Consider the following 19,814-nt stretch of genomic DNA (forward strand, 5'->3'; position numbering starts at 1 on the left):
AGAGGCCCGGACCCCACAGGGTCCAGGCCTCTTTCAGTATGTTTCTTTTTTAGAAAAGGTTAACTTTGAAAGTCAATTTGCTCTAAGGTTAGGCATTCAGCTCGCGGGAGATCTCCAACGCCTTGGCCTGCTCATCGAAGTTCTCAAAACCAGACTGATGCAGGGCATCCAGCACGGTATCGTCCCAATTCCAGGTGGCGTAGATCACCGGCTTGTGGAAGGTGGAACGGAAGCTCTGCAACTCGGCGCGGTAGAAGCCTTCCTTGGGCGTGTCCAGATGCTCGCGCAACTGTTCATGCCGCCGCTGCAGCTCGCCTTCGTACCATTCCTGAATGTCCTGCGGTTCCGTGTATTTCTTGAGAATATGCCCATAACCGGCTGTTTCCATAAGCTCCGCCAGCCGCTTATGGTGCTGCTGTCCAAGCCATTTGCCGAGCTGGGAAGTGGGGATGTTTTCCTTTTCCACAGCCGCGATGTCAAAGACGGTCTGGTAATAGGTGTCCGGCACCACCGAGGCCGAGGTAATCCCGGCAATAGCCACCAAGCCGCGCAGAATGACGCTGTTGGAAACGCCCTGACCGCAGAAGCCCACCTTCTTGCCGTACTTCTGGCCGGTAAAGATGCTGACCAGGATGGCCCAGACCACCGCCGGGTCCTCTTCATCATAAATATGGGCAAGGCGCGCGTTGTCACGGTCCGTAGCCAGCACCATCTGGGTCATGTCGTTGGAACCGATGGAGAAGCCGTCAAACTCGCTGACGAACTGCTTCGCCAGAATGGCGTTGGAGGGCAGTTCGGACATGAGGATGATCTTCAGGCCGTCGTGGCCGCTCTTGAGCTTGTGCACCTGGTCCAGATAGCAGCGCATGGAGCGGGCTTCCTCAAGGGTACGCACAAAGGGCAGCATCATACGCAGATTGCTGCCGCCGTAAACGCCGCGCGCCAACTTGAAGGCCTCTATTTCCCAGTCATGGATATTCCGCGACACGCCGCGATAACCCAGCATGGGATTGGCTTCCTGATGCTCGAAAAGATTGCCGCCCAGAAGGTTGCGGTATTCGTTGCTCTTGAAGTCCGTGGTGCGGTAGGTAATGGGTTTGCCGTAGAAGGCCATGGCAAAAAGGGCCAGATTCTGGGCCAGGGTCTGGACATAGTGCTCCTTGCCGGTGCGGAAACCGCGCGCCTTGATAAGGCCGCGGATTTTTTCCGGCAGGTTGCGCACATCGTCCATTTCCTTTTTAAGCCCGGTACGCAGGCCAATCTCCTCGCGCAGATGGAGGATGTTTTCCAGCAGCTTGACCACGGCGGGCAGATCCTGAATCCGCTGCACATGCGCTTCCACGCTGGCTTCGATTTCCGCAGCGCGCTTGGCCGATTCCGGATCAGCGGACGACAGCAGGGCCAGTTCGTCGTCGTAGCCCATGATGATCCGCACATGATCCGCCAGATCGGGCGAGGTCTTCAGCACCTCGATACGGCGCGAGGCCATCTCCATATGCTGGTCAATCTTGTGGTCCAGCTCGCGCATTTTGCGATGCTGCAGCAGGACTTCCTCGGCGCTCAGGCTTTTGTCGGCATCGGCCAGAGCGCTGACCTCAGCGGACAGGCCGGTGATTTCACCCACGTATTCGCGCAGATTGAAATTAAAGACAATCAGACCGGCGGCCATCTGCTCGCGCAACACCTTGGAAAGGCGATTCTCCAGCTCCTTGACCTTGGCCTGGACAACACCGTCAAGTTCGCCGTTATCAAAGGCCTCCAGAGCCTGGGGATGGATGCTGATGTTGCCCAGCATGAATTCCGCCCGCAACAGGCCCACTTCAAACTGGGGATGGTTGCGCAGACGCGAAAGGAAGAGCGCCTGGCCCACGTCGGCCAGCACCAAGCCCACTTTGGTTTTCGTAGGCGGCAGTTTCGCCACGTCCATTTCGCCGCCCACCTGATGCAGGGGCAGCAAGCCGCGGTAGACCCGCCCGCGCGTACCGTCCACGGTCACTTCCGCGCCGTCCAGGGCGCGCAACACGTCCACCCGCTGAATGCCGATGACCGCCGCTATGCCCAGTTCGCGCGACGTGATGGCGGCATGGCTGGTGTCGCCGCCCACATCCGCCATGATGGCGGAGGCCACGCGCATACCCGGCACCATGTCCGGATCTGTGCGTTCAGCGGCCAGCACGTCACCCTTGGCAATCTTATTCAGCTCAAGGGCGGAGCGCAGAAAACGCACCGTGCCCTGACCCGCCCCGCGTGAAGCGCCGTTGCCCTCCACCAGAATTTCCGCTTCGGCCGCAGCCTTGGCGTCCACCTCGCGGCGACGCATGAAAATGGTGGTGGGGTGCAGTTCCAGATCTTCGTTCCAGCGGGTTTCAGGCCGGGCCTGCACGAACCAGAGTTTGTCGTTGGCGTCGATGCAGAATTCCGTATCCATAATCATGCCGCCGTAGGCCTTGCTCACGGCGCGCACGCCCTTGGCAACCCGTTCAGCCTGGCTCAGAGACAAAGCCCAGCGCAGGGCTTCCAGCTCGGGCACGGGCACTTCGCGCGTGCCGCCCTTTTCGTCATAGACGATTTTCATATCCTTGCAGCCCATCTGGCGGATAACCACCTCGCTGCCGTCGTCTCGCTGGAAGACATAGAGCTTGTCAGGCGTCACCTTGCCGCCCACCACGGCCTCGCCGAGACCATAGCTGGCGTCGATGCTCACCAGATCCTTGCGATCCGTGCCCCGACAGCCTGTGGCCGTATCGGCGGAAAAGGCCGTGCCGGAAATCACGGGATTGATCATCTGCATCATGCAGACGGAGAGAGACGTATGCTCAATGGCCCATTCCTGTTTTGCCATTTCGGCAATGGATTCGTCGCCGGTCTCTTCAGCACGGGCCAGAGCGTCCAGGATGGCTTCTCGCCGGTAGGTCATGGAGCGCAGATTGTAAGCAGAGGAACAGTCCCAGTGATAGGCTTCCACCACCTTATCCGCGCCTACCATGTTCAGATAAGTATCTTGCAGACCGGCAAAAGCTTTTTTGCGCGAATCTTCGCCGGCGGCGGAAGAACGCACGGCCACAGGGGTCATGTCGTCGCCGTTTTCCTCACAGATGGCTTTGTAGGCCCCGCGCACGGCCTCATCCACTTCAGCGGGCATATCCACGGAAAGAATGGCGGCCTGCACCATCACCGAGCGCTTGCGCAGCTGGTCGATACCCTCAGGAGACGTGGCAAAACCTTCCACAATATTATTGATAAAGGTTCGCAATTTGGTATGCGACTGCTCTCCCTCGGCCTTGGCGGCGTCATGGCTCTGCTTGCCCAACTGGCGTACAAATTTTTGCAGGAAATCGGGATCCTGATTTATTTCCGGATCGTTCCAGTCAATGCGACCATACTCTTTATCCACCACAGAGCGCACTACACGGCCATTGACCTTGGTTTCATCCAGCAGACGATGAAAGGCCAGCGAAGAGACCGCACGAAAATGCGGCGCCTGAATGCCCTCAATCTGGCTGATCAGGGCCGTATTATAGTTCTTGCCGCCGACAAGCAATTCCGCCTCGGGCCCGAGCTTCACGATGTCCGCGCCGGTCAGCACTAGCTTCTTCTGAATCAATTCGGCAGAATTGGTTTTGGGCTTGGCCTGCGCTGTTTTAGCGGCGGGACTTTTAGCCATGATTTCCTCCGGTATGACGGGAAAGAAAAAGCGCTCTTCTATGCGACATATACCAGTAATGCAAAACTGTCCATAGCTTCCTAACCCACGCGAGAACCGCAGTAGGGACAGAAGGCCGCGTTTTCCATGGGAATGGGCTGTCCGCAGGCTTCATTGCTGCACATGCGCGGCACCGGCCCGAGTTCCACGATCAGTTCGCCTTCGCGCACAGAAACCATCTGCTTGCTTTCCTTGAAGTCGGCGGTCTTGAGCACGCGTTTGACGATGCCGTCCACCGGGGCCAGCACAGCCTTTTCCTGCTTCATGATCGAGACATTGAAGAGTTCTTCGCCGGCCTTTACCACCTCGCCGGGATGGACGTACATGACCCACAGGTCGCCGTTGCTGGGCGCGGCCACATGGTATCGGTTGGAGGGATCGGCCATCAGCGTGCCCTTGCCCTTCTGGGCGGAGGGCTGGCTGACCTGCACTTCGCAGCTCATGAATTCCGAATCCAGCACGTAGCGGCAGATGGAAATGCCCGCTTCGTTGGGACGGGAAATGCTCAGCAGAGCCAGATGGTGCGGCTTGCCGCTGGTATCGTTAAAATAGAGATCCTGTCCCACTTTCAGCCCTTCGAACCAGACATGCAGCGGCAGATTGTTGGGATCGCCGAACTTGGCCTTGAACTGGACTGTTTTCAGGGCGTCGGCCGGATGGTTGAGGTAGAGCACAAACTCTTCTTCATTGGGCCGCCGCTTGAGAATTTCGGTGCAGGCCTTTTCCTCCGCGGCCAGATTGGCGTCCGGCAGCGTTTCCAGAGGCGAATTTTCGGTGCGCATGGCAATGGCGGACTTCCAATCGGAACCAAAGGCGCTTTCATATACCCAGTCCGCCGGGAACCCCAGAGGCAGTTTACCGAATTTGCCCAGCAGCAGGTTGCGGAAGGCGTCGTTGCAATCCTGATAGATGGAAAGCCGGGCCTTGTGCATTTCCGGCGAGAGTTCCGCCTCGGGGGTGCGGGTCACTTCGCCCAGCACTTCGAGAAGAAAGCGCACTTCTTCCTCGCCGCCGCGCTTCCAGGCCCCGGTGACGGCCAGAAAAGCCGTATTCCAGGTGATCTGCGAACCGGGCGTCACATCATGGTAGCGCACGATCTGGCGGGTGCCTTCCAGGAATTTGAGCATATAGGGCAGCAGATGGATGTAGCCCTGCTTCATGGCCCCTTCCTGCGAGGAAGACGTGGCCCCGCCGGGCATGCCGTGCAGGGTGACGTCATAGTCGATGCCCTGGAAATAGGGCGCGCAGTAACGGTCATAGTAGGGCATGATCTGCTTGCAGACGAAGTTGGCGTCGCGGAGGGCGTTTTTATTCAAGTGGCACTGGAGGCCCAGTTCGTCCTCAAGATATGCCATGGTGGAGAGCACGTCGCCCTGCCCGTAGGAACGCACCGCCGCGCCCAGGCCCACGTCGAGGATGTGGGCTCCGGCCTTGGCCGCCGCGCCGCAGGCCGGTACGAAAAGACCGTCCGTGTAATGGCGATGGTAATGCAGAACCAGTTCCGGCCAGGCCTTGCGCAGGGCGCCGACCAAAGCGGTCATGAAGCGCGGCGGGCAGACGCCGCCCATATCCTTGAGCCCCAGGATGATATGGCGTGAAGCCTCCTTGGGGTCCACGCCCATGACGTCGCCCACCATGCGCAGAATTGCTTCGGTGACGTTGAGGTAATGGGCCACGTCAAAACCCTTGGCCCAGGACATGGACAAAGCGGGCTGAAAGATGACGTCCTTGCGGGACATGACCACTTCAGCGATGGGCCGCATGTTTTCAACATGGTTGAGGAAGTCGAAACAGCGCACCACCTGGTAGTAATCGCAGATCATTTCCCCGGTCTTGCGCATCAGGTTGCGCGGCTGGGGCGTATAGCCCAGCACGTTGGTGGAGCGCACCAGCAGCTGCTTGAGCGTCTTGGGGGCGAAGCTGTTCCACTCGCGGGCTTCGGTGAAGGGATAGGTCATATTGGCCATCATGGCCACATGGAAGTGAGCGCCGCCGCCATTCTCAATGGAGAAATAGCCCACATTGTCCAGGTAAGGACCGATGAGCCTGTCCTCGGCCAAGCGGAAGCGGTTGCCGGAATTGGACTGGGTGAAGTCGCGCGGCGTGGTGTCCGTAAAGTGCACGTAGCCGGAATCACGAATGAAATCCAGGGTCGCCAGCCTGTCGCCCTGCGGGTAGGGCGAGGGCTGCCGCCGGGCGGCCGTGCTGATGGTCGGCAGCACCGGCTCGAAGGGGCCGAGACAGGGCGTGGTGGCAGAACGGTATTCCCCGAGCTGCACATAGGGATTGAAGCCCTTGGCCGAAATTTCAGCCACCAGCCGGGCCAGGCGCTCCCCTTCCGGGGCCAGATCCGTATAGAGCATCAGCTCGGGATGGTCGGCGATGAAATTGGTATTGATGTCGCCCTTGCGGAACAAAGGATTCTTGATGACCTTGCGGAAGAAAGGAATCGTGGTCTTGATGCCGCCGATGACGTATTCGCCCAGAGCGCGGTCCATGATGCCCAGGGTCTTTTCCCAGTCATGGGCGTAGGCGATCAGGAGCGCGCCCGCGGAATCATAGTTGGCCGGGAACTCATAGCCAGCGCTGATATTGGAGTCCAGGCGCACACCCAGGCCGCCGGGCGAAACATAACGCGAGATCAGGCCGGAGTTGGGCGCGAAGTTGTCCTGCGGATTTTCGCAATTGATACGCACCTGCATGGCGCAGTAGGAAGGCCGCAGGTTTTCCTCGCGGTAGCGCAGCTCGGCGCCGAAAGCCACAGCGATCTGCTCTTCCACCAGGTCGATGCCGTAGCGGCACTCGGTGATGCCGTGTTCCACCTGCAGACGGGTATTCACTTCAATCAGATACGGCGTACCCTCGGCCGTAACCAGAAATTCCACCGTGGCCAGAGAATGGTATCCCACGGCGCGCACCAGGCGGCGGGAATAATCCTTGAGGCGCTCACGCAGCTCGCGGGTTACGCCCGGCCAGGGCGAAGGCGTGATTTCGATCAGCTTCTGATGGTTGCGCTGCACGGTGCAGTCGCGTTCATCAAAGGCGAAGACATTGCCGTACATGTCGGCAATGACCTGGATTTCAATGTGGCGCACGCCGCTCAGAAATTTTTCCACAAAAAGACGCGGGTTGCCGAACGAGGCCTGGGCCATGGAAGAGGCCTTGAAAAAGGCGTCTTCCAGCTCGGCTTCGTTATGAATGGCGAAAATACCCCGGCCGCCGCCGCCGCCCTCGGCCTTGAGCATAATGGGCAGGCCGATCTCGCTGATCAGACGGCGGGCCGTGGAAATATCCACCGCTCCGTCGGAACCGGGCACCACGGGAATGCCCAGTTTACGGGCCACCTCGCGCGCCTGGACCTTGTTGCCCAGGAGGTTCATGGCCTCGGCCGTGGCGCCGATAAAGGTAATACCGGCTTCCTTGCAGCGTTGAGGAAAGCGCGTGTCCTCGGAGGCGAAGCCCCAGCCGGGATGGATGCCCACCACGCCGCGCTGCTTGGCCATGTCGATGATTCTGTCGATGTCCAGATACGCGCGCGGCTCGCTGCCCAGCAGCACCAACTCCTGGGCCGTGGAGGCGGCGGGAGCGGTCTTGTCCACGTCTGTGGCGGTCATGGCCGCCACCGCGTCAAAGCGCTCCCGGATGGAACGGCAAATACGCCGGGCCGGAATGCCCCGGTTCGCCACCAGAATGACCTTGCCCTTCAGAAAATCCTGCACTTCCGCGAATGTCTTGTTGGCCATGCCTTTTCAGCCCTTTATGATAATCTTTCGGAAAGCCGAAGGCTTCCGCTTAACCATTCCTCACAGCGGCCGTTGCGCAACAGGCGCAGCCCCCCCGCCGGGGTCAGACCTTCCAGTCTGCCGCGGACGCTGCGACCTCCGTCGATCAGCTCCACGTCCCTGCCGCGCCAGAGCAGCAATTGTTCAGCCCGTGTTTTCCACTGCTCGGAAAGAGAGTGGCCGTTGTTATATGCCGAATGCACATGCTTTACAAGCCGCTGCCACAGTTCTTCGGCCAGAGGCGCGGGACGTCCCGGAACAGGGTGCCGGTCCAGGCTGGCGGCGCGCAGGGCCGCGTCGGCTCGTAACGCATTGTCGGGCGGCGCAAAGGACACATTGACGCCGATGCCGGCCAGCAGCACGCCGCCCCGCTCTTCCAACAGAATGCCCGCCAGCTTGCGGGGGCCTTCAGGCAGGGAGAGCACCAGGTCATTAGGCCATTTGAGCAGCACGGGCCAGCCTTCGGCGCGCAGGGCGCAGGCCAGCAGCAGGCCCGTGGCCGGGGCCGCGGCCGTGCCGTCAAAGGGCGGCAGCGAGGGCAGACGCAGGGCGGCATAGATATTGCCCGGCGGCGACACCCAGTGCCGCCGCAACTGCCCGCGTCCCGACGTCTGGCTGACGGCTTGGACGCTGTCCCAGACGTCCAGCCACCCGCGCCCGGACAACAAAAAAGCCACGTCCAGACTGGACGAGACCTCGCCGAAACGCCAGACAAAAGGCGGCCGGACAGAACCGTCGTCGTTCGCGGCGGGCACGGAGGCGCTTTCCCCGCGCTCCGGGCTGTGGCATACTGAACTCATGGAACTTTACCTCGTGGGCGGGGCCGTGCGCGACCTCTTGCTGGGCCGCGTGCCCGTTGAGCTGGATTTCGCTTTTTCCGGCGACATGGCCGATTTTCTGGCCGCCCATCCCGACGCCCGGCCGGTGGGCAAAAGCGTGCGTGTCTGCCTCTGGCGCGGCCGGGAATGCATGCCCCTGCGCGGCGGCAGCCTGAAAGCGGACCTTTTGGCCAGGGATCTCACCGTCAATGCCATGGCTCTGGACAGCCGCGGCCTGTTGCGCTTCCATCCCGAGGCCCTGGCCGATCTGCGCGCCCGCCGCCTGCGGCCCGCCTCGTCCACGGCCCTGGCCGACGACCCGGCGCGGGTCTTCCGTCTAGCCCGCTTCGCGGCCCAGTGGCCGGACTGGCAAGTGGACGACGCTGCCTACGGACAGATGCGCGCCCTGCCCGCCGCCACTCTGGCGGCCATCCCGGCGGAACGGGTCTGCCGTGAACTGCGCAAAGCCCTGGCCGCGCCCGCACCCGCGCGTTTTTTCGAGATCCTGGCAAAGGGAAACGCGCTGTCTCCCTGGTTCCCGGAGCTGGAGGCCGCCCGCGATATTCCGGCCGGACCGGCGCGCTGGCATAAAAATTCTGTCCTGGGCCACACGTTGCGGATCATGAATCTCACCGCAGGCGACGCCCTGGCCGCCTGGATGGCGCTGTGCCATGACCTGGGCAAAGTCAGCACGGACCCGTCCCTGCTCCCGCACCATTACGGCCACGAGCGACGCGGCGTCGCTCCGGCACTGGCCCTGGCCGAGCGCGTGCGCCTGCCCGTGCTTTTTCGCAAGGCGGGCGCGCTGGCCGCCGCCGAGCACATGAAAGCCGGGATGTTCCCGACCCTGCGTCCCGGCACCCGGCGCGACCTGCTCTGGCGCGTGCATCAGGCCGGTCTGAGCGCGCCGTTCTGGCGGCTGGCCGACGCGGACAGCAACAGCCGCGTCAGCATTGAAGCCCGCCGACAGTTGGCCGCCCTGCTGGCCGTCAGCCTGCCGCCGGATTGGCGAAACAAAGGCGAACAGTCCGCGCGCAAGCTGCGCGAACTGCACTGCCGGGCTCTGGCGGAACTGCCCGCTGACCCCGCTTCAACGCAATGATGCCTTAGAGCGTTTTGATATTGACAATATCTCAACGCATTAGAGCATTTCAACTTTGAAATGCTCTAATGCCGAACACGATGAGGCGCACCGCGAAGACCGACCCGACGGGCGGCCCGTAGAGCCGTGCCTGTAACCCAAAGGGCGTACAGACATCAAGAGCAATGCGGCATGGATTCCGGAAAAGCGACCGAAGGCAGCCCGAAGGGCTGTCCCCGTTGGCGACAACGGGACCATACGGGGATCGACAGCAGCGATAACCGCTTTTTTTCTGGAATGCCCCCTTTGAAACGCAAAGCATTTCAAAGGTAATCTGCTCTAGACGCGCAGAGCCTGCCGCGCGGCATCAAAACAGGCCGCGCACACCCGGTCCATGGCCGGGCCGTGGTCCAAACCCGCCAAGTGGCCCATGCCGTGGGCCAGCAGCCGCAAAGCGTGCTCCGCCGGCTCCTGTCCGTAAAGCAGGCATTCCCGCGCCAGCGTATCCAGAGAAAGCAGCAATATGCCCGGCAGGTCCTCGCCGCCGGGAAAAGAAAGCACATTGGTGGGCCCTATGCAGTTCATGAAACGCCGGTTGGCCGCGCTGACGGCCGCGTCGTCCAACAGATGCAGTTCCACGCTGTCAGGCGCGCCTCTTTCGGCATCGGCCAGGGCGCGCAACATGATCCGCAGGGCCAAAGCCAGCTCGCGGCGGTTCAGGGGCAACAGCCAGGCATGAGCGGCGTAATGGGGCAGTATCCGCACCCGCTCCGCGCATCGCGCGGCTTGCGTATGGACTTTCGCCAGGGCCATGGTCTCAATTTCCGCTGCCGGACTGCGGCTCGGTCGCCGGGGTTCCCGGGCGGCCGGTCTCGTTTTTGCGCGTCTTGGCAGCGGGCAGACCAAGGGGTTCTCCGCCGGGGCGAGCAAGCGGCGCGCCGTTTTTGCCGCAGGGCTGGGTCTTGCCGTCGCAAGGCTTGGCCTCCGTCCTGCTCTTGTCGGCCTGAGCCACGTCCTTAATCTTGGCTTCCGGATAGGCGATGCGCTGATGGAAAATACCCGTCAGGATACGCTGAAAGTTTTCGCTCAGGAAATGCAGATCCTTAAAGGTCAGTTCGGATTCGTCCAACTGCCCTTCCGAAAAAATGCCCTTGATAATAGTGTCGATATGGCTTTTGATCCGCGCGGGCGTGGGATCGGTCAGGGTGCGGCTGCTAGCCTCCACGGAATCCGCCAGCATCAGGATGGCCGCTTCCTTGGTCTGCGGACGCGGGCCGGGATAGCTGTAATCCGACTCGCGCGGCTTTTCACCCAGGTTCAGAGCCTTCTGATAGAAGAAACGGACCAGACGCGTGCCGTGGTGCTGGCGGATGATGTCCGTGATTTCCTGGCCCAACTTATAGCGCTCGGCCAGCTCCGTGCCTTTTTTGACGTGCGAGAGCAGAATCAGGGCGCTCATGGACGGGGCCAGCTTGTCATGCTTGTTGGGGCCGCCGAACTGATTCTCGATGAAATATTCCGGATAGGAGAGCTTGCCCACATCGTGATACAGGGCCGCCACCTTGCAGAGCAGGCTGTTGGCGCCGATAGCCTTGGCCCCGGCCTCCACCATGTTGGCTACCACCAAGGAGTGATGGTAGGTGCCGGGAATGGTGACCATCAGTTCCTGCATCAGGGGCTGTTCCAGGCTCATCAGCTCCATAAGGCGGAAGCGCGTGCTGTAGCCGAAGGTCAGCTCCAGCACCGGGCTCACGGCGAAAAGCAGAATCAGGGAAAGCAGGCTGTTGATAGCCACGGCGGTCAGCTGCACGGGGATTTCCGCCGGAGGCGTCTGGGCCAGCAGCGTCGTGCCGAACCAGATCAAAATCTGGCCCACGGTCAGGGGAATCACGCTCCAGACCACATCCTGGCGGCTCTGCGCGCTGGTCACCAGCCAGGTCGCCAGCATGCCGCCCAGAAAATAGTAAATGAAGAGCGGATAGTCCGCCTGAAACATGAGCATGCAGAGGAGAGAAAGCAACAGGCCCATGGTACAGTAGCGCCGGGCCGCGAACACCATGGCTACCAGACCCACGGCCCCGGCCACGGGAAAAGCGGCGGCAAAGGAATTGAGCAGACTTATGCTGTCCATGCGCAGACCCAGCAGATAGACGCTCTTGGCGCCCACGCCGAACAGGAAGAGCAAAAGGGCGATGAGCAGCATGTCCTTGCAGCGCAACGGCGTGCCGGGCTTGCCGCTGGGGGCCACGAAAAAGCCCACGGAAAGCAGCAGAGTGCAGAGAAACGCGCCGCCCGCCGTGCTCCAGCGCATTGGGTCAGAGGCGGATTTGTACAGGGTCTGCAATTTGATCTGCTGCTCGCGGCTCACGCGCTCGCCCTTGCGCAGCACCAGCTCACCCTTCTGGATCTGATAATAAACCGGCTCCACCGTCGCCACCACGGCCGCGCCGCGTTTCTGGGTAGCCTCGCGGTTCAGGGTCAGGGAAGCGGGCAAGGTGGCTGAGAGCAAAATATTGATGGCCCGGCGGGACTGCGGATTAAGGCTGGGAGCCTGCCGGATCTGCGAGGATATCTCGGCCAGGAAGGATTGCACGTCCGGCAGGGAGTTGACGTCCGGGCGCAAAATTTCCGCATTGGTGTCAAGATTACGGATGATCACGCCCGAGCGTCCCACCCGCGCCGAGCGGATGTCGCCCACCAGGCCTTCGGCCATGTGCTCGCGGATTTGAGGCAGCAGTTTTTTGAGCAGATAGGTCTGCACTTCGGGCAGGGCCAGTTCCGGCAGCACTTCGTCGGCCACGGCGGGAGTCAGTTCTTCCACCAGACGCTGCAAGGGGGCGTCGGGCACGGGCCTCTGCTCGCCCGCATTGTTCAGGCTGCGCAGGATTTCCAGAATCCGGCTCTGAAACTGGGTATAGGGCTCAAGGCTCAGGTCATAGACCGGAGGTTGCAGCAAGAGCACCTGTTTACGGCGGGCCTTGGTAGCCTGGGTGTCCTCCACCAAAATATCCCGGTCCGCGATGACGTCGTTTTCCGCCACCTGACCGGCCACGTAAATCCGCTGCACGGCCTCGAAATTGGCCCCGGCCAGCAGGGCCAGAAAAAGCAGCGTGCCGATCAGCGCCCACAGGCCCCAACCGCAGTGATGCCGCACTTTCAGCGTTTGGATAAGCGCCAGGATGCTAGCCGGACGCACCGTCTTTTTCTGCGTGGTCATAAGCGCTGACAATGGCTCCTACAAGGGGGTGACGCACGACGTCGGCCTTGCTGAAACGATGAACGGCAAGACCGGGCACGTTATGCAGGACGTTCAGGGCATGGATCAGGCCCGAGCGCGGCCGGGCGCCGCCGGGCTGCATGGGCAGGTCGATCTGGGTGGTGTCGCCGGTGACCACCATGCGCGAGCCGAAGCCCATGCGGGTCAGGAACATCTTCATCTGCTCCTGGGTGGTGTTCTGGGCCTCGTCCAGAATGATGAAGGCGTCGTTGAGGGTACGCCCGCGCATAAAAGCCAGGGGGGCCACTTCAATAGAGCCCACTTCCAGCATGGAGGCCACTTTGGCCTGGGGCATCATGTCGTGCAGGGCGTCATACAGGGGCCGCAGATACGGGTTCACCTTATCGGCCAGGTCGCCGGGCAGAAAGCCCAGGCGTTCGCCCGCCTCCACAGCCGGTCTGGTCAACACGATACGTTTGACCCGGTGCTGCTGAAACATGGACAGGGCCATGGCCACGGCCAGATAGGTCTTGCCTGTGCCCGCGGGCCCCACGGCGAAAACCAGCTCATGCCGCCGCAAAAGTTCCAGATAGGTCTTTTGCGCCACATTGCGCGCGGTGACGGTTTTGCGCGGCGTATTCACAAAGACGGCGTCACGGAAGACCTGGCCGAGGTTCAAGCCGGGATCGGCCCTGAGCATCTCGTAGGCACGGGTCATGTCCTGTTGGCTCAGCGCAAGGCCGCCGCGCAGAAGATCGTAGAGCTGCACAAAGACATTGCACAGGCTCTGCCGCACGTCCGGATCCGGGCTCTCAATAAAGATGCTGGCCCCGCGATTGCCGATATGCGCGCCGCTGGCTGCCGCCAAGAGGTCGAGATGCGCATTGTGGGGACCGAAAAGCTGGTTGGCTAGGGCGGGGTCGTCAAACTCCACTGTCTCCAGCATGGAGGAATGTACTGCCATAGGCCATAGCTAGCCTATTTCAGCGGGACTGTCCATCTTTTCAAACGACAGGCCCGGTCGGCGGCATGCCTGGAAGCCGACCCGCATCGTTCCTGGCCCGATATTTGCAAAAATTGTCTGCGGCAGGCCCGCGCGCCGGACACAGGCAAAATCTGCCGGGAGGAACCATGAGCATATCAGGCATCGGCAACTACAACAATATTCTGCTCCAGTGGCAGGGCCAGCAATTGAAGAACACGGGCTCGGGCAGCTCCAAGAGCTCCTCCGCCAACAGCCTGAACAGCCTCTTCGGCAACACGTCCATGACCAACCAGCTTTCCAGCATGGTGGAGCTGACCAAATATGCCATGGATGCCATGGGGCTTTCCAACGACAGCCGGGTGACCTTCAACCAGATCACCAAATACCGCGAACAGTTGCAGAACGAGTTTAGCGCAAGCGTTAAAAACGGCCTGGCCGGGATAGGCATCGATGACATCAACGGCCTGAGTTTCAGCCTGGATAAAAACGGCAAGCTGACCGCCGCGAGCGACGACGCCTCGGACAGAAAGGCCGCGCAGGCCTGGCTGGACGCCAATCCCGCCTTGGGCAAGGATCTGCGCAAAGCTCTGACCGATGCCGGCATTGACGCCGAAAGCGCGGTGGATCTGCGCGTCGGTTCCGGCGGCAAGCTCAGTGTGATCAATACCACCGCCGACAATATGCAGTCGGCACTGAACAGCGATGCGGACCTGACCAACGATCTGCGCGCGGCGCTTAAGAAAATGGGCGTGGATATGACCAACGGCCTGAACTTCAAATTAGACGACGAAGGCAATCTGGCTGTCGGCAATGATGTGGAGCAGGCCGAGGCCATCAACCAATGGCTGAAGGAAAATCCCAAACTGGCCGACGCGGTCAAGGCGCAATTGGAAAAACGCGATGTGGACGCCTCGGCCGTGAGTCTGCGCCTGAACAGCGAAGGCCCTGTGCAGATCAGCGTGAATAATGCCGGGCTCAATGATATCCAGGCCGTGCTGGACAAGCAGGGCGAGGCGGGCAAAAAACTCCATGACGGCCTGGACAGCCTAGGCGTTGACCCGAACATCAAGTTTTCCATCCAGGTCAATGACGACGGCAGCGTGACCGTCATCAGCGACCATGCCGACCGCGACAAGGTACAGCAGTTTTTTGACGACAACCCCGATCTGATCAAGAAATACCGGCAGATCGAAACCCTGTCCGGCATTGACGACGCCCGCAAAGCCATGCAGGTTTCGCCCACGGCCATGCGCAAACGCATCCAGATCGAATCCATGGCCGCCTGGTGGGCGGATTCGGGCAGCGCCAGTTCCTATTTCGGCAATTACTCGGGCGGCAATCTCTCCCTGCTGTCCGGGTTGAACCTCAATGTTTAGCCTTTTCTCCGACCTCGAAACCAACAGAGCGCTCTGACGAAAAAACGGGCCTGCCGACGACATCGCCGACAGGCCCGAGTCTTTTATTCACTTGACCCGGTTTTGCCAGAGCATTTAACACGCTACTCACATTTCGCGGCAAGAAGTTGCAGACAGATTCTTGCAGAGCAATTGACGCATTTCATGCGTGAACTGCTCTATTGCAGCTTTTTGTTCAGCAGCTCGTTGACCAGTGCGGGATTGGCCTTGCCCTTGGTGGCGCGCATGATCTGGCCCACAAAGAAGCTGATCAGTTTGGTCTTGCCGCCCTTATAGGCCTCCACTTCCGCCGGGTTGGCGGCAATTACCGCATCCACGGCGGCTTCCAGGGCCGAGGAGTCGGAAATCTGTCCCAGGCCCTTTTCCCTGACGTAGGCTTCGGGCATGGCGCCGTTGCTGAACAGGTCGCCGAAGATGTCATTAGCGATCTTCGCGCTGATCAACCCTTGATCCACAATACGCACCAACTCCGCCAGGGCTTCGGGCTTCATCGCCCACCGGGCCGGGTCGCCGGTGGGTACGTTGCGCGCGTTGCATTCGCGCAACAGCGGTCCCAGCACGTAATTGGCCACCTTGCGGGGATCAGCCTTCTGCGCGGCGGCCTCAAAGAAGTCGGCCAAAGCCCGGCTTTGCACCAGCACTTCCACTTCCGCCTCGGGCAGGCCGGTCAGCTCCATGAAACGACCGGCACGGGGCTGAGGCAATTCGGGCAGTTCGGCCCGCCAGCGTTCCAGTTCCGCGGCTTCTATTTCCACGGGCAACAGATCCGGGTCCGGGAAGTAACGATAATCGTGGGCCTCTTCCTTGCTGCGCATAGAGGCGGTAAGGTTTTTCACCGCGTCGTACAAGCGCGTTTCCTGCACTACGCTGTCGCCGTCGTCCAGCACATCCTGCTGGCGGGCTATTTCGTATTCAATGGCCCGCTGGACGTTGCGGAAGGAATTGAGATTTTTGAGCTCGGTGCGCGTGCCGAAGGCCGTCGCGCCCACCGGCCGGAGGGAAACATTGGCGTCGCAGCGAAAGCTGCCCTCCTCCATATTGCCGTCGCAGACGCCCAGATAGGTCACGATGCCGTAGAGCGTCTTGAGATAGGCCACGGCTTCGGCGGCGGAGCGCATGTCCGGCTCGGAAACGATCTCCACCAGGGGCGTGCCCGCGCGGTTCAGATCCACGTAGCTGGCGTTCTCTCCCTGGGCGTGGATGTTTTTGCCCGCGTCATTTTCCATGTGGATGCGGGTAATGCCGATGCGCTTGCTTTGGCCTTCCGCCACGATATCCAGGTGGCCGTGCTCGCAGATGGGCAGATCAAACTGCGAGATCTGGTAACCCGCGGGCAGGTCCGGATAAAAATAGTTTTTACGGGCGAAGATGGAGCGGCGGTTGATGGCGCAATTGGTGGCCAGGCCCACCAGAGCGGCGTAATGCACGGCCTGGCGGTTGGGGACGGGCAGCGCGCCGGGCATGCCCGCGCAGACTTCGCAGACATTGGTGTTGGGCGGCTGGCCGAATCTGGTGGAACAGGAACAGAACAGCTTGGAGGCCGTTGCCAGTTGCACATGCACTTCCAGGCCGATAACGGCTTCATAGGCGGCCATGATCTCAATCCACTCCCTGTCGCGGGGGCTGGAACCCGCATGCTTTGTGTTGCGGCCGAGCCTCAACGGCCCGTGGGCCGGCTGATGCTGGCGTCAAAATATTTACCCACCCCGTACTCGCCCCGGCGGAAAAAGAGCCGGGGCTCAGGCCCGATGATCTGCATTTCGCGATTCTTGGCCTGCATGTCCAGGGCGATGCGCATTTCCTTGGTGCAACCCGTGGAATAGGTGGCGTCCTTACCGGACCAGGACGGCGGCACCTTGCGTCCCAGCAAGGCGAAACTTTCCTCAATGTCCTCCACGGTCTGGAAGCGCCAGACGTCGATGAGGCCGCTGCGCTGCACCCGCTCCCACATGAACATCAGGTCGTCCCCGTCCATGCCTTCCACGAAGTGCTCCGCCGGGTTGATAATCAAAATATTATCCATTTTTTTTCGCAGATTGTCCACAAAGGTCCGCGCCAGGGTCACGGCCACGGACGTCTGGCCGGGAATGCTGCCGATGACGCAGCTGTAGAACATGACCGAGCGGCCTTCACTGTGGGCCGCGCGCATCTCCTTGATAATGGCGTCGGCCTGGGCGGCGATGTCTTCCTCGCTGAATTTGCGCGCCGCGGCCGCGTGCCTGCGCAATTCGATGCGAAAGCCGCTTTCGTCCCGCCAATAGCAGACAATGTCGCGGGTGAATTCATGGCTGCTGCCCAAAAAAATGTCCGCCGCGCGCCAGCCTTTGCACAGCACCACGTCGGCCTCTTTCCAGGCCCGGGAAAAGGTCACGGAGACCCGGTAGAGATTCAGGCGCTCGCGCGTGCCGTCGTCAATAACCACCAGCCGGTGTTCGCGCAGATGCCGCAAAAGGTCGTTTTTGCCGAGTTGAGTTTCGCGCAGCACAATGCCGCCGCGCAGCCAGCGCTCCAGCGTGGGATCGCTTTCCATATCGTCCATGGTCGGCGCGAAAAAATAAAAACCGGATTTGACCGCGCAAATGACCCGGTGCCCCATGCGGATCAGGCTTTGCAACATAGCCAGATCAAAAAGGATGCCACCGTCGGCGTCGCACAAAAAAAGCACGGTGGCCGAGCGCCCGGCGGTGCGCGAAAAATAGCCGCGCAGCGGCGCGGCCGCCTGTTCGGCCTCGCGCATGGCCCTATGGATGCCCTGGGCCGAAGGCAAGCGCTCCTGCCATTCCTTGGCCATGGCCGAAAGGCAGAAAAAGCGGACCAGTTCCAGGCTGTCGAGCAACTGCCGGGTTTCACACATATCGGCGGGCAGTTTGCCGCGCGGCATGGCTTCCAGGTTGTTTCTGATCTCGGGCATATCCAGCATTTCCTGCTGGCGCAATGTGGAAGCGCTGCGGCGTTCCCGCCAGGGATCGCCCAGGCTGTAGCTCTGGGCCAGAACCAGATCTGTCATCCGCTTGACCAGACGCGACGGAATCAGCGTCCGCTGGGCAATATACTGCAAAAAACGGTAGCGGCAGAAATGCAGGATGCGCCGCCGCTCCGCGCGGTCCTGCACCATGGAGCGGATCAGGCGCATGATGATGCGCCAGGCGCGGTTATACTGGGCCTGCAGTTTCGGCAACAGATTATCGGCGCGCAGCATGGCGAAAGTGGCATCGGAACAGGGCAGATACACCTGATTGTCGTCCAGCTGGATCATGAACGCCAGTTGTTCCGGGCTCGCGATGATGTCCGGGTTCATCCGATAGGCCAGGTTGTTGTCCATCAGCATGCTGTAAAGCCAAGCGTCGAAACAGACGTCCCGGCCCAGGCGAATGTCGCGCACGCTGGACGGCTCGCGGGATTTTTTCATGCTTTCTCCGCACCGGCGCCGGAGGCCCGCTCAAGCACAAAACCCCGCGTGCGCAGACGCTCGAAAAAAGAAATTTCATCGCCCATGAAGCGCACGGCCGCAGGCAGCCCGGTGACTTCCACCAGATCGCCGATCTCCAGCCGTTGGCCCTCCTGTCCGTCCACGGTGATGTAGCAATCCGTGGAACCGGCTTCAATGCGCATGCTGAACACGGTCTTGCCCGGAAAGACCATGGGGGAAATAGTATTCAAAAAAGGACAGATGGGCGTGAAAGCCACGGCGTTCATCCCGGAATAGAGCAAGGGGCCGCCGGCGGAGACGCTGTAGCCCGAGCTGCCCACCGGCGTGGAAAGAATTATCCCGTCGCTGCGCAGCAGGCCCATACGCTGTCCGTCCACGGTGATGTTCACGCAGACCAGGCGGGAAAGGGAACCCCGGCTCAAGACCACGTCGTTGACGGCGGAGCCGCCGGCCTGCAGGCTGCCGCCGCGCGTGAGCTTCCAGCTCAAGGCCAGACAGGTGCGCACCGCCAGTTCGCCCTTGAGGCAGGCCACCAGCCGCTCTTCCCAGTGCTCGGGCTGGGCGTCGGTCAAAAAACCCACCCGGCCGAAATTGATGCCGAACAGGGGCACAGACCGCCCCACCATGCGACGGGCCACGCCCAGCATGGTGCCGTCGCCGCCGAGCACGACCACGAAATCGAGTTCGGCGGCATAGGCGGAATCCTCATGTCCCGCTTCAATCATCACCGCTGTGTGCCCTTGTGCGCGCAACCATTGCAGGATTTCGCAACCGAGCTCCCAGGCGCGTTCGTGGCGGGCCTTGCAGACCAGAAGTACATGCCGGAAGACTGTATTTTGCATAAGCAGGTAATTTACGTTATCAGGGCCGCGACCGCAAGTACGTGTTCCGGGCGCGCTTGTCAGCCGCGCCGCTTTGGCATAAGTATGGGCATCCCGAAATCAAACGGCGTTCGCGCGGCACTCGCCGGGAACTGTTTCAAATTTGTCCTTTCGCCCTCTGCCTGCAACAGGCTCGCCCGTGTGAAGGTCAACAATTTGAAGATACTCCCTCCGCCCGAAGCTCGCCTTTCCGGGCAGAGAACAAAAATCCTCATTGGAGCAGTTCACGCATGAAATGCGTTAATTGCTCTGCAAGGATTTGCAGACAAAATCCTTGCCGCGAAATGCGAGTAGACGGCCCTTGGCCGCCGTAAACGAACATTTCAAGTGTTGAATGCTCTAGACACAAGTCCTGGAGCAATTCACGATTGAAATGAGTGAATTACTCTGGTGGTCGCGTGAGCGGTCACCCATGCCCAAGTGCAAGGGAGCGACCGAAGGCGGCGCAGCCGTGCCCGTAGCCCTTTTGGGCTAACGGGCATCGACAGCGGCGATAAACCAC

General features: G+C 61.0%; 11 protein-coding genes. 2 read left to right on the top strand and 9 right to left on the bottom strand.

Features of this window, described 5'->3' with window-relative positions; all coding sequences use genetic code 11:
* Nucleotides 1-88: 88 nt before the first annotated feature.
* From HMPREF0326_RS10585 to HMPREF0326_RS10595, 3 genes are all read right to left on the bottom strand, one after another.
* Nucleotides 89-3,664: a PEP/pyruvate-binding domain-containing protein gene (locus HMPREF0326_RS10585; protein WP_008683891.1), complete on the bottom strand. Its 3,576-nt coding sequence runs from the start codon at nt 3,662-3,664 to the stop codon at nt 89-91.
* Between the two features lie 80 nt (nt 3,665-3,744).
* A complete protein-coding gene (locus HMPREF0326_RS10590) occupies nt 3,745-7,446 on the bottom strand; it encodes a pyruvate carboxylase (RefSeq protein ID WP_008683890.1) in 3,702 nt (1,233 codons plus the stop codon).
* 14 nt (nt 7,447-7,460) lie between these two features.
* Nucleotides 7,461-8,285: a biotin--[acetyl-CoA-carboxylase] ligase gene (locus tag HMPREF0326_RS10595; RefSeq protein WP_008683888.1), complete on the bottom strand. Its 825-nt coding sequence runs from the start codon at nt 8,283-8,285 to the stop codon at nt 7,461-7,463.
* Here HMPREF0326_RS10595 and HMPREF0326_RS10600 point away from each other — a divergent pair.
* Nucleotides 8,284-9,405: a polynucleotide adenylyltransferase gene (locus HMPREF0326_RS10600; RefSeq protein WP_035060213.1), complete on the top strand. Its 1,122-nt coding sequence runs from the start codon at nt 8,284-8,286 to the stop codon at nt 9,403-9,405. The genes HMPREF0326_RS10595 and HMPREF0326_RS10600 overlap by 2 nt on opposite strands.
* A gap of 318 nt (nt 9,406-9,723) precedes the next feature.
* On the opposite strand, the gene ybeY is transcribed toward HMPREF0326_RS10600, so the two are convergent.
* The 3 genes from ybeY to HMPREF0326_RS10615 are packed head-to-tail and all read right to left on the bottom strand — an operon-like array spanning nt 9,724 to nt 13,565.
* The gene (gene ybeY, locus HMPREF0326_RS10605; RefSeq protein WP_020990517.1) at nt 9,724-10,197 is read right to left on the bottom strand and encodes an rRNA maturation RNase YbeY; all 474 of its coding nucleotides are present in this window, start codon (nt 10,195-10,197) and stop codon (nt 9,724-9,726) included.
* A gap of 4 nt (nt 10,198-10,201) precedes the next feature.
* Nucleotides 10,202-12,601 (bottom strand): HD family phosphohydrolase, encoded by a 2,400-nt coding sequence (locus HMPREF0326_RS10610; RefSeq protein ID WP_008683882.1) that lies wholly within the window; start codon nt 12,599-12,601, stop codon nt 10,202-10,204.
* Complete coding sequence (locus tag HMPREF0326_RS10615; RefSeq protein ID WP_008683880.1) at nt 12,567-13,565, bottom strand: PhoH family protein; 999 nt, start codon at nt 13,563-13,565, stop codon at nt 12,567-12,569. The genes HMPREF0326_RS10610 and HMPREF0326_RS10615 overlap by 35 nt, the downstream gene beginning before the upstream one ends.
* Before the next feature lie 167 nt (nt 13,566-13,732).
* On the opposite strand from HMPREF0326_RS10615, the gene HMPREF0326_RS10620 reads away from it, so the two are divergent.
* Complete coding sequence (locus tag HMPREF0326_RS10620) at nt 13,733-14,962, top strand: hypothetical protein (RefSeq protein WP_008683878.1); 1,230 nt, start codon at nt 13,733-13,735, stop codon at nt 14,960-14,962.
* 197 nt (nt 14,963-15,159) lie between these two features.
* On the opposite strand, the gene gatB is transcribed toward HMPREF0326_RS10620, so the two are convergent.
* The 3 genes from gatB to HMPREF0326_RS10635 form a co-directional block, all read right to left on the bottom strand.
* Nucleotides 15,160-16,596: an Asp-tRNA(Asn)/Glu-tRNA(Gln) amidotransferase subunit GatB gene (gatB, locus tag HMPREF0326_RS10625; RefSeq protein ID WP_008683876.1), complete on the bottom strand. Its 1,437-nt coding sequence runs from the start codon at nt 16,594-16,596 to the stop codon at nt 15,160-15,162.
* Between the two features lie 62 nt (nt 16,597-16,658).
* Nucleotides 16,659-18,410: an ARMT1-like domain-containing protein gene (locus HMPREF0326_RS10630; RefSeq protein WP_008683875.1), complete on the bottom strand. Its 1,752-nt coding sequence runs from the start codon at nt 18,408-18,410 to the stop codon at nt 16,659-16,661.
* Complete coding sequence (locus tag HMPREF0326_RS10635) at nt 18,407-19,273, bottom strand: NAD(+)/NADH kinase (RefSeq protein ID WP_008683873.1); 867 nt, start codon at nt 19,271-19,273, stop codon at nt 18,407-18,409. Before HMPREF0326_RS10635 ends, HMPREF0326_RS10630 begins: the two co-directional genes overlap by 4 nt.
* Nucleotides 19,274-19,814: the final 541 nt, after the last annotated feature.

Source organism: Desulfovibrio sp. 3_1_syn3, from assembly GCF_000145315.2.
Taxonomy (GTDB): Bacteria; Desulfobacterota; Desulfovibrionia; order Desulfovibrionales; family Desulfovibrionaceae; genus Desulfovibrio; species Desulfovibrio fairfieldensis.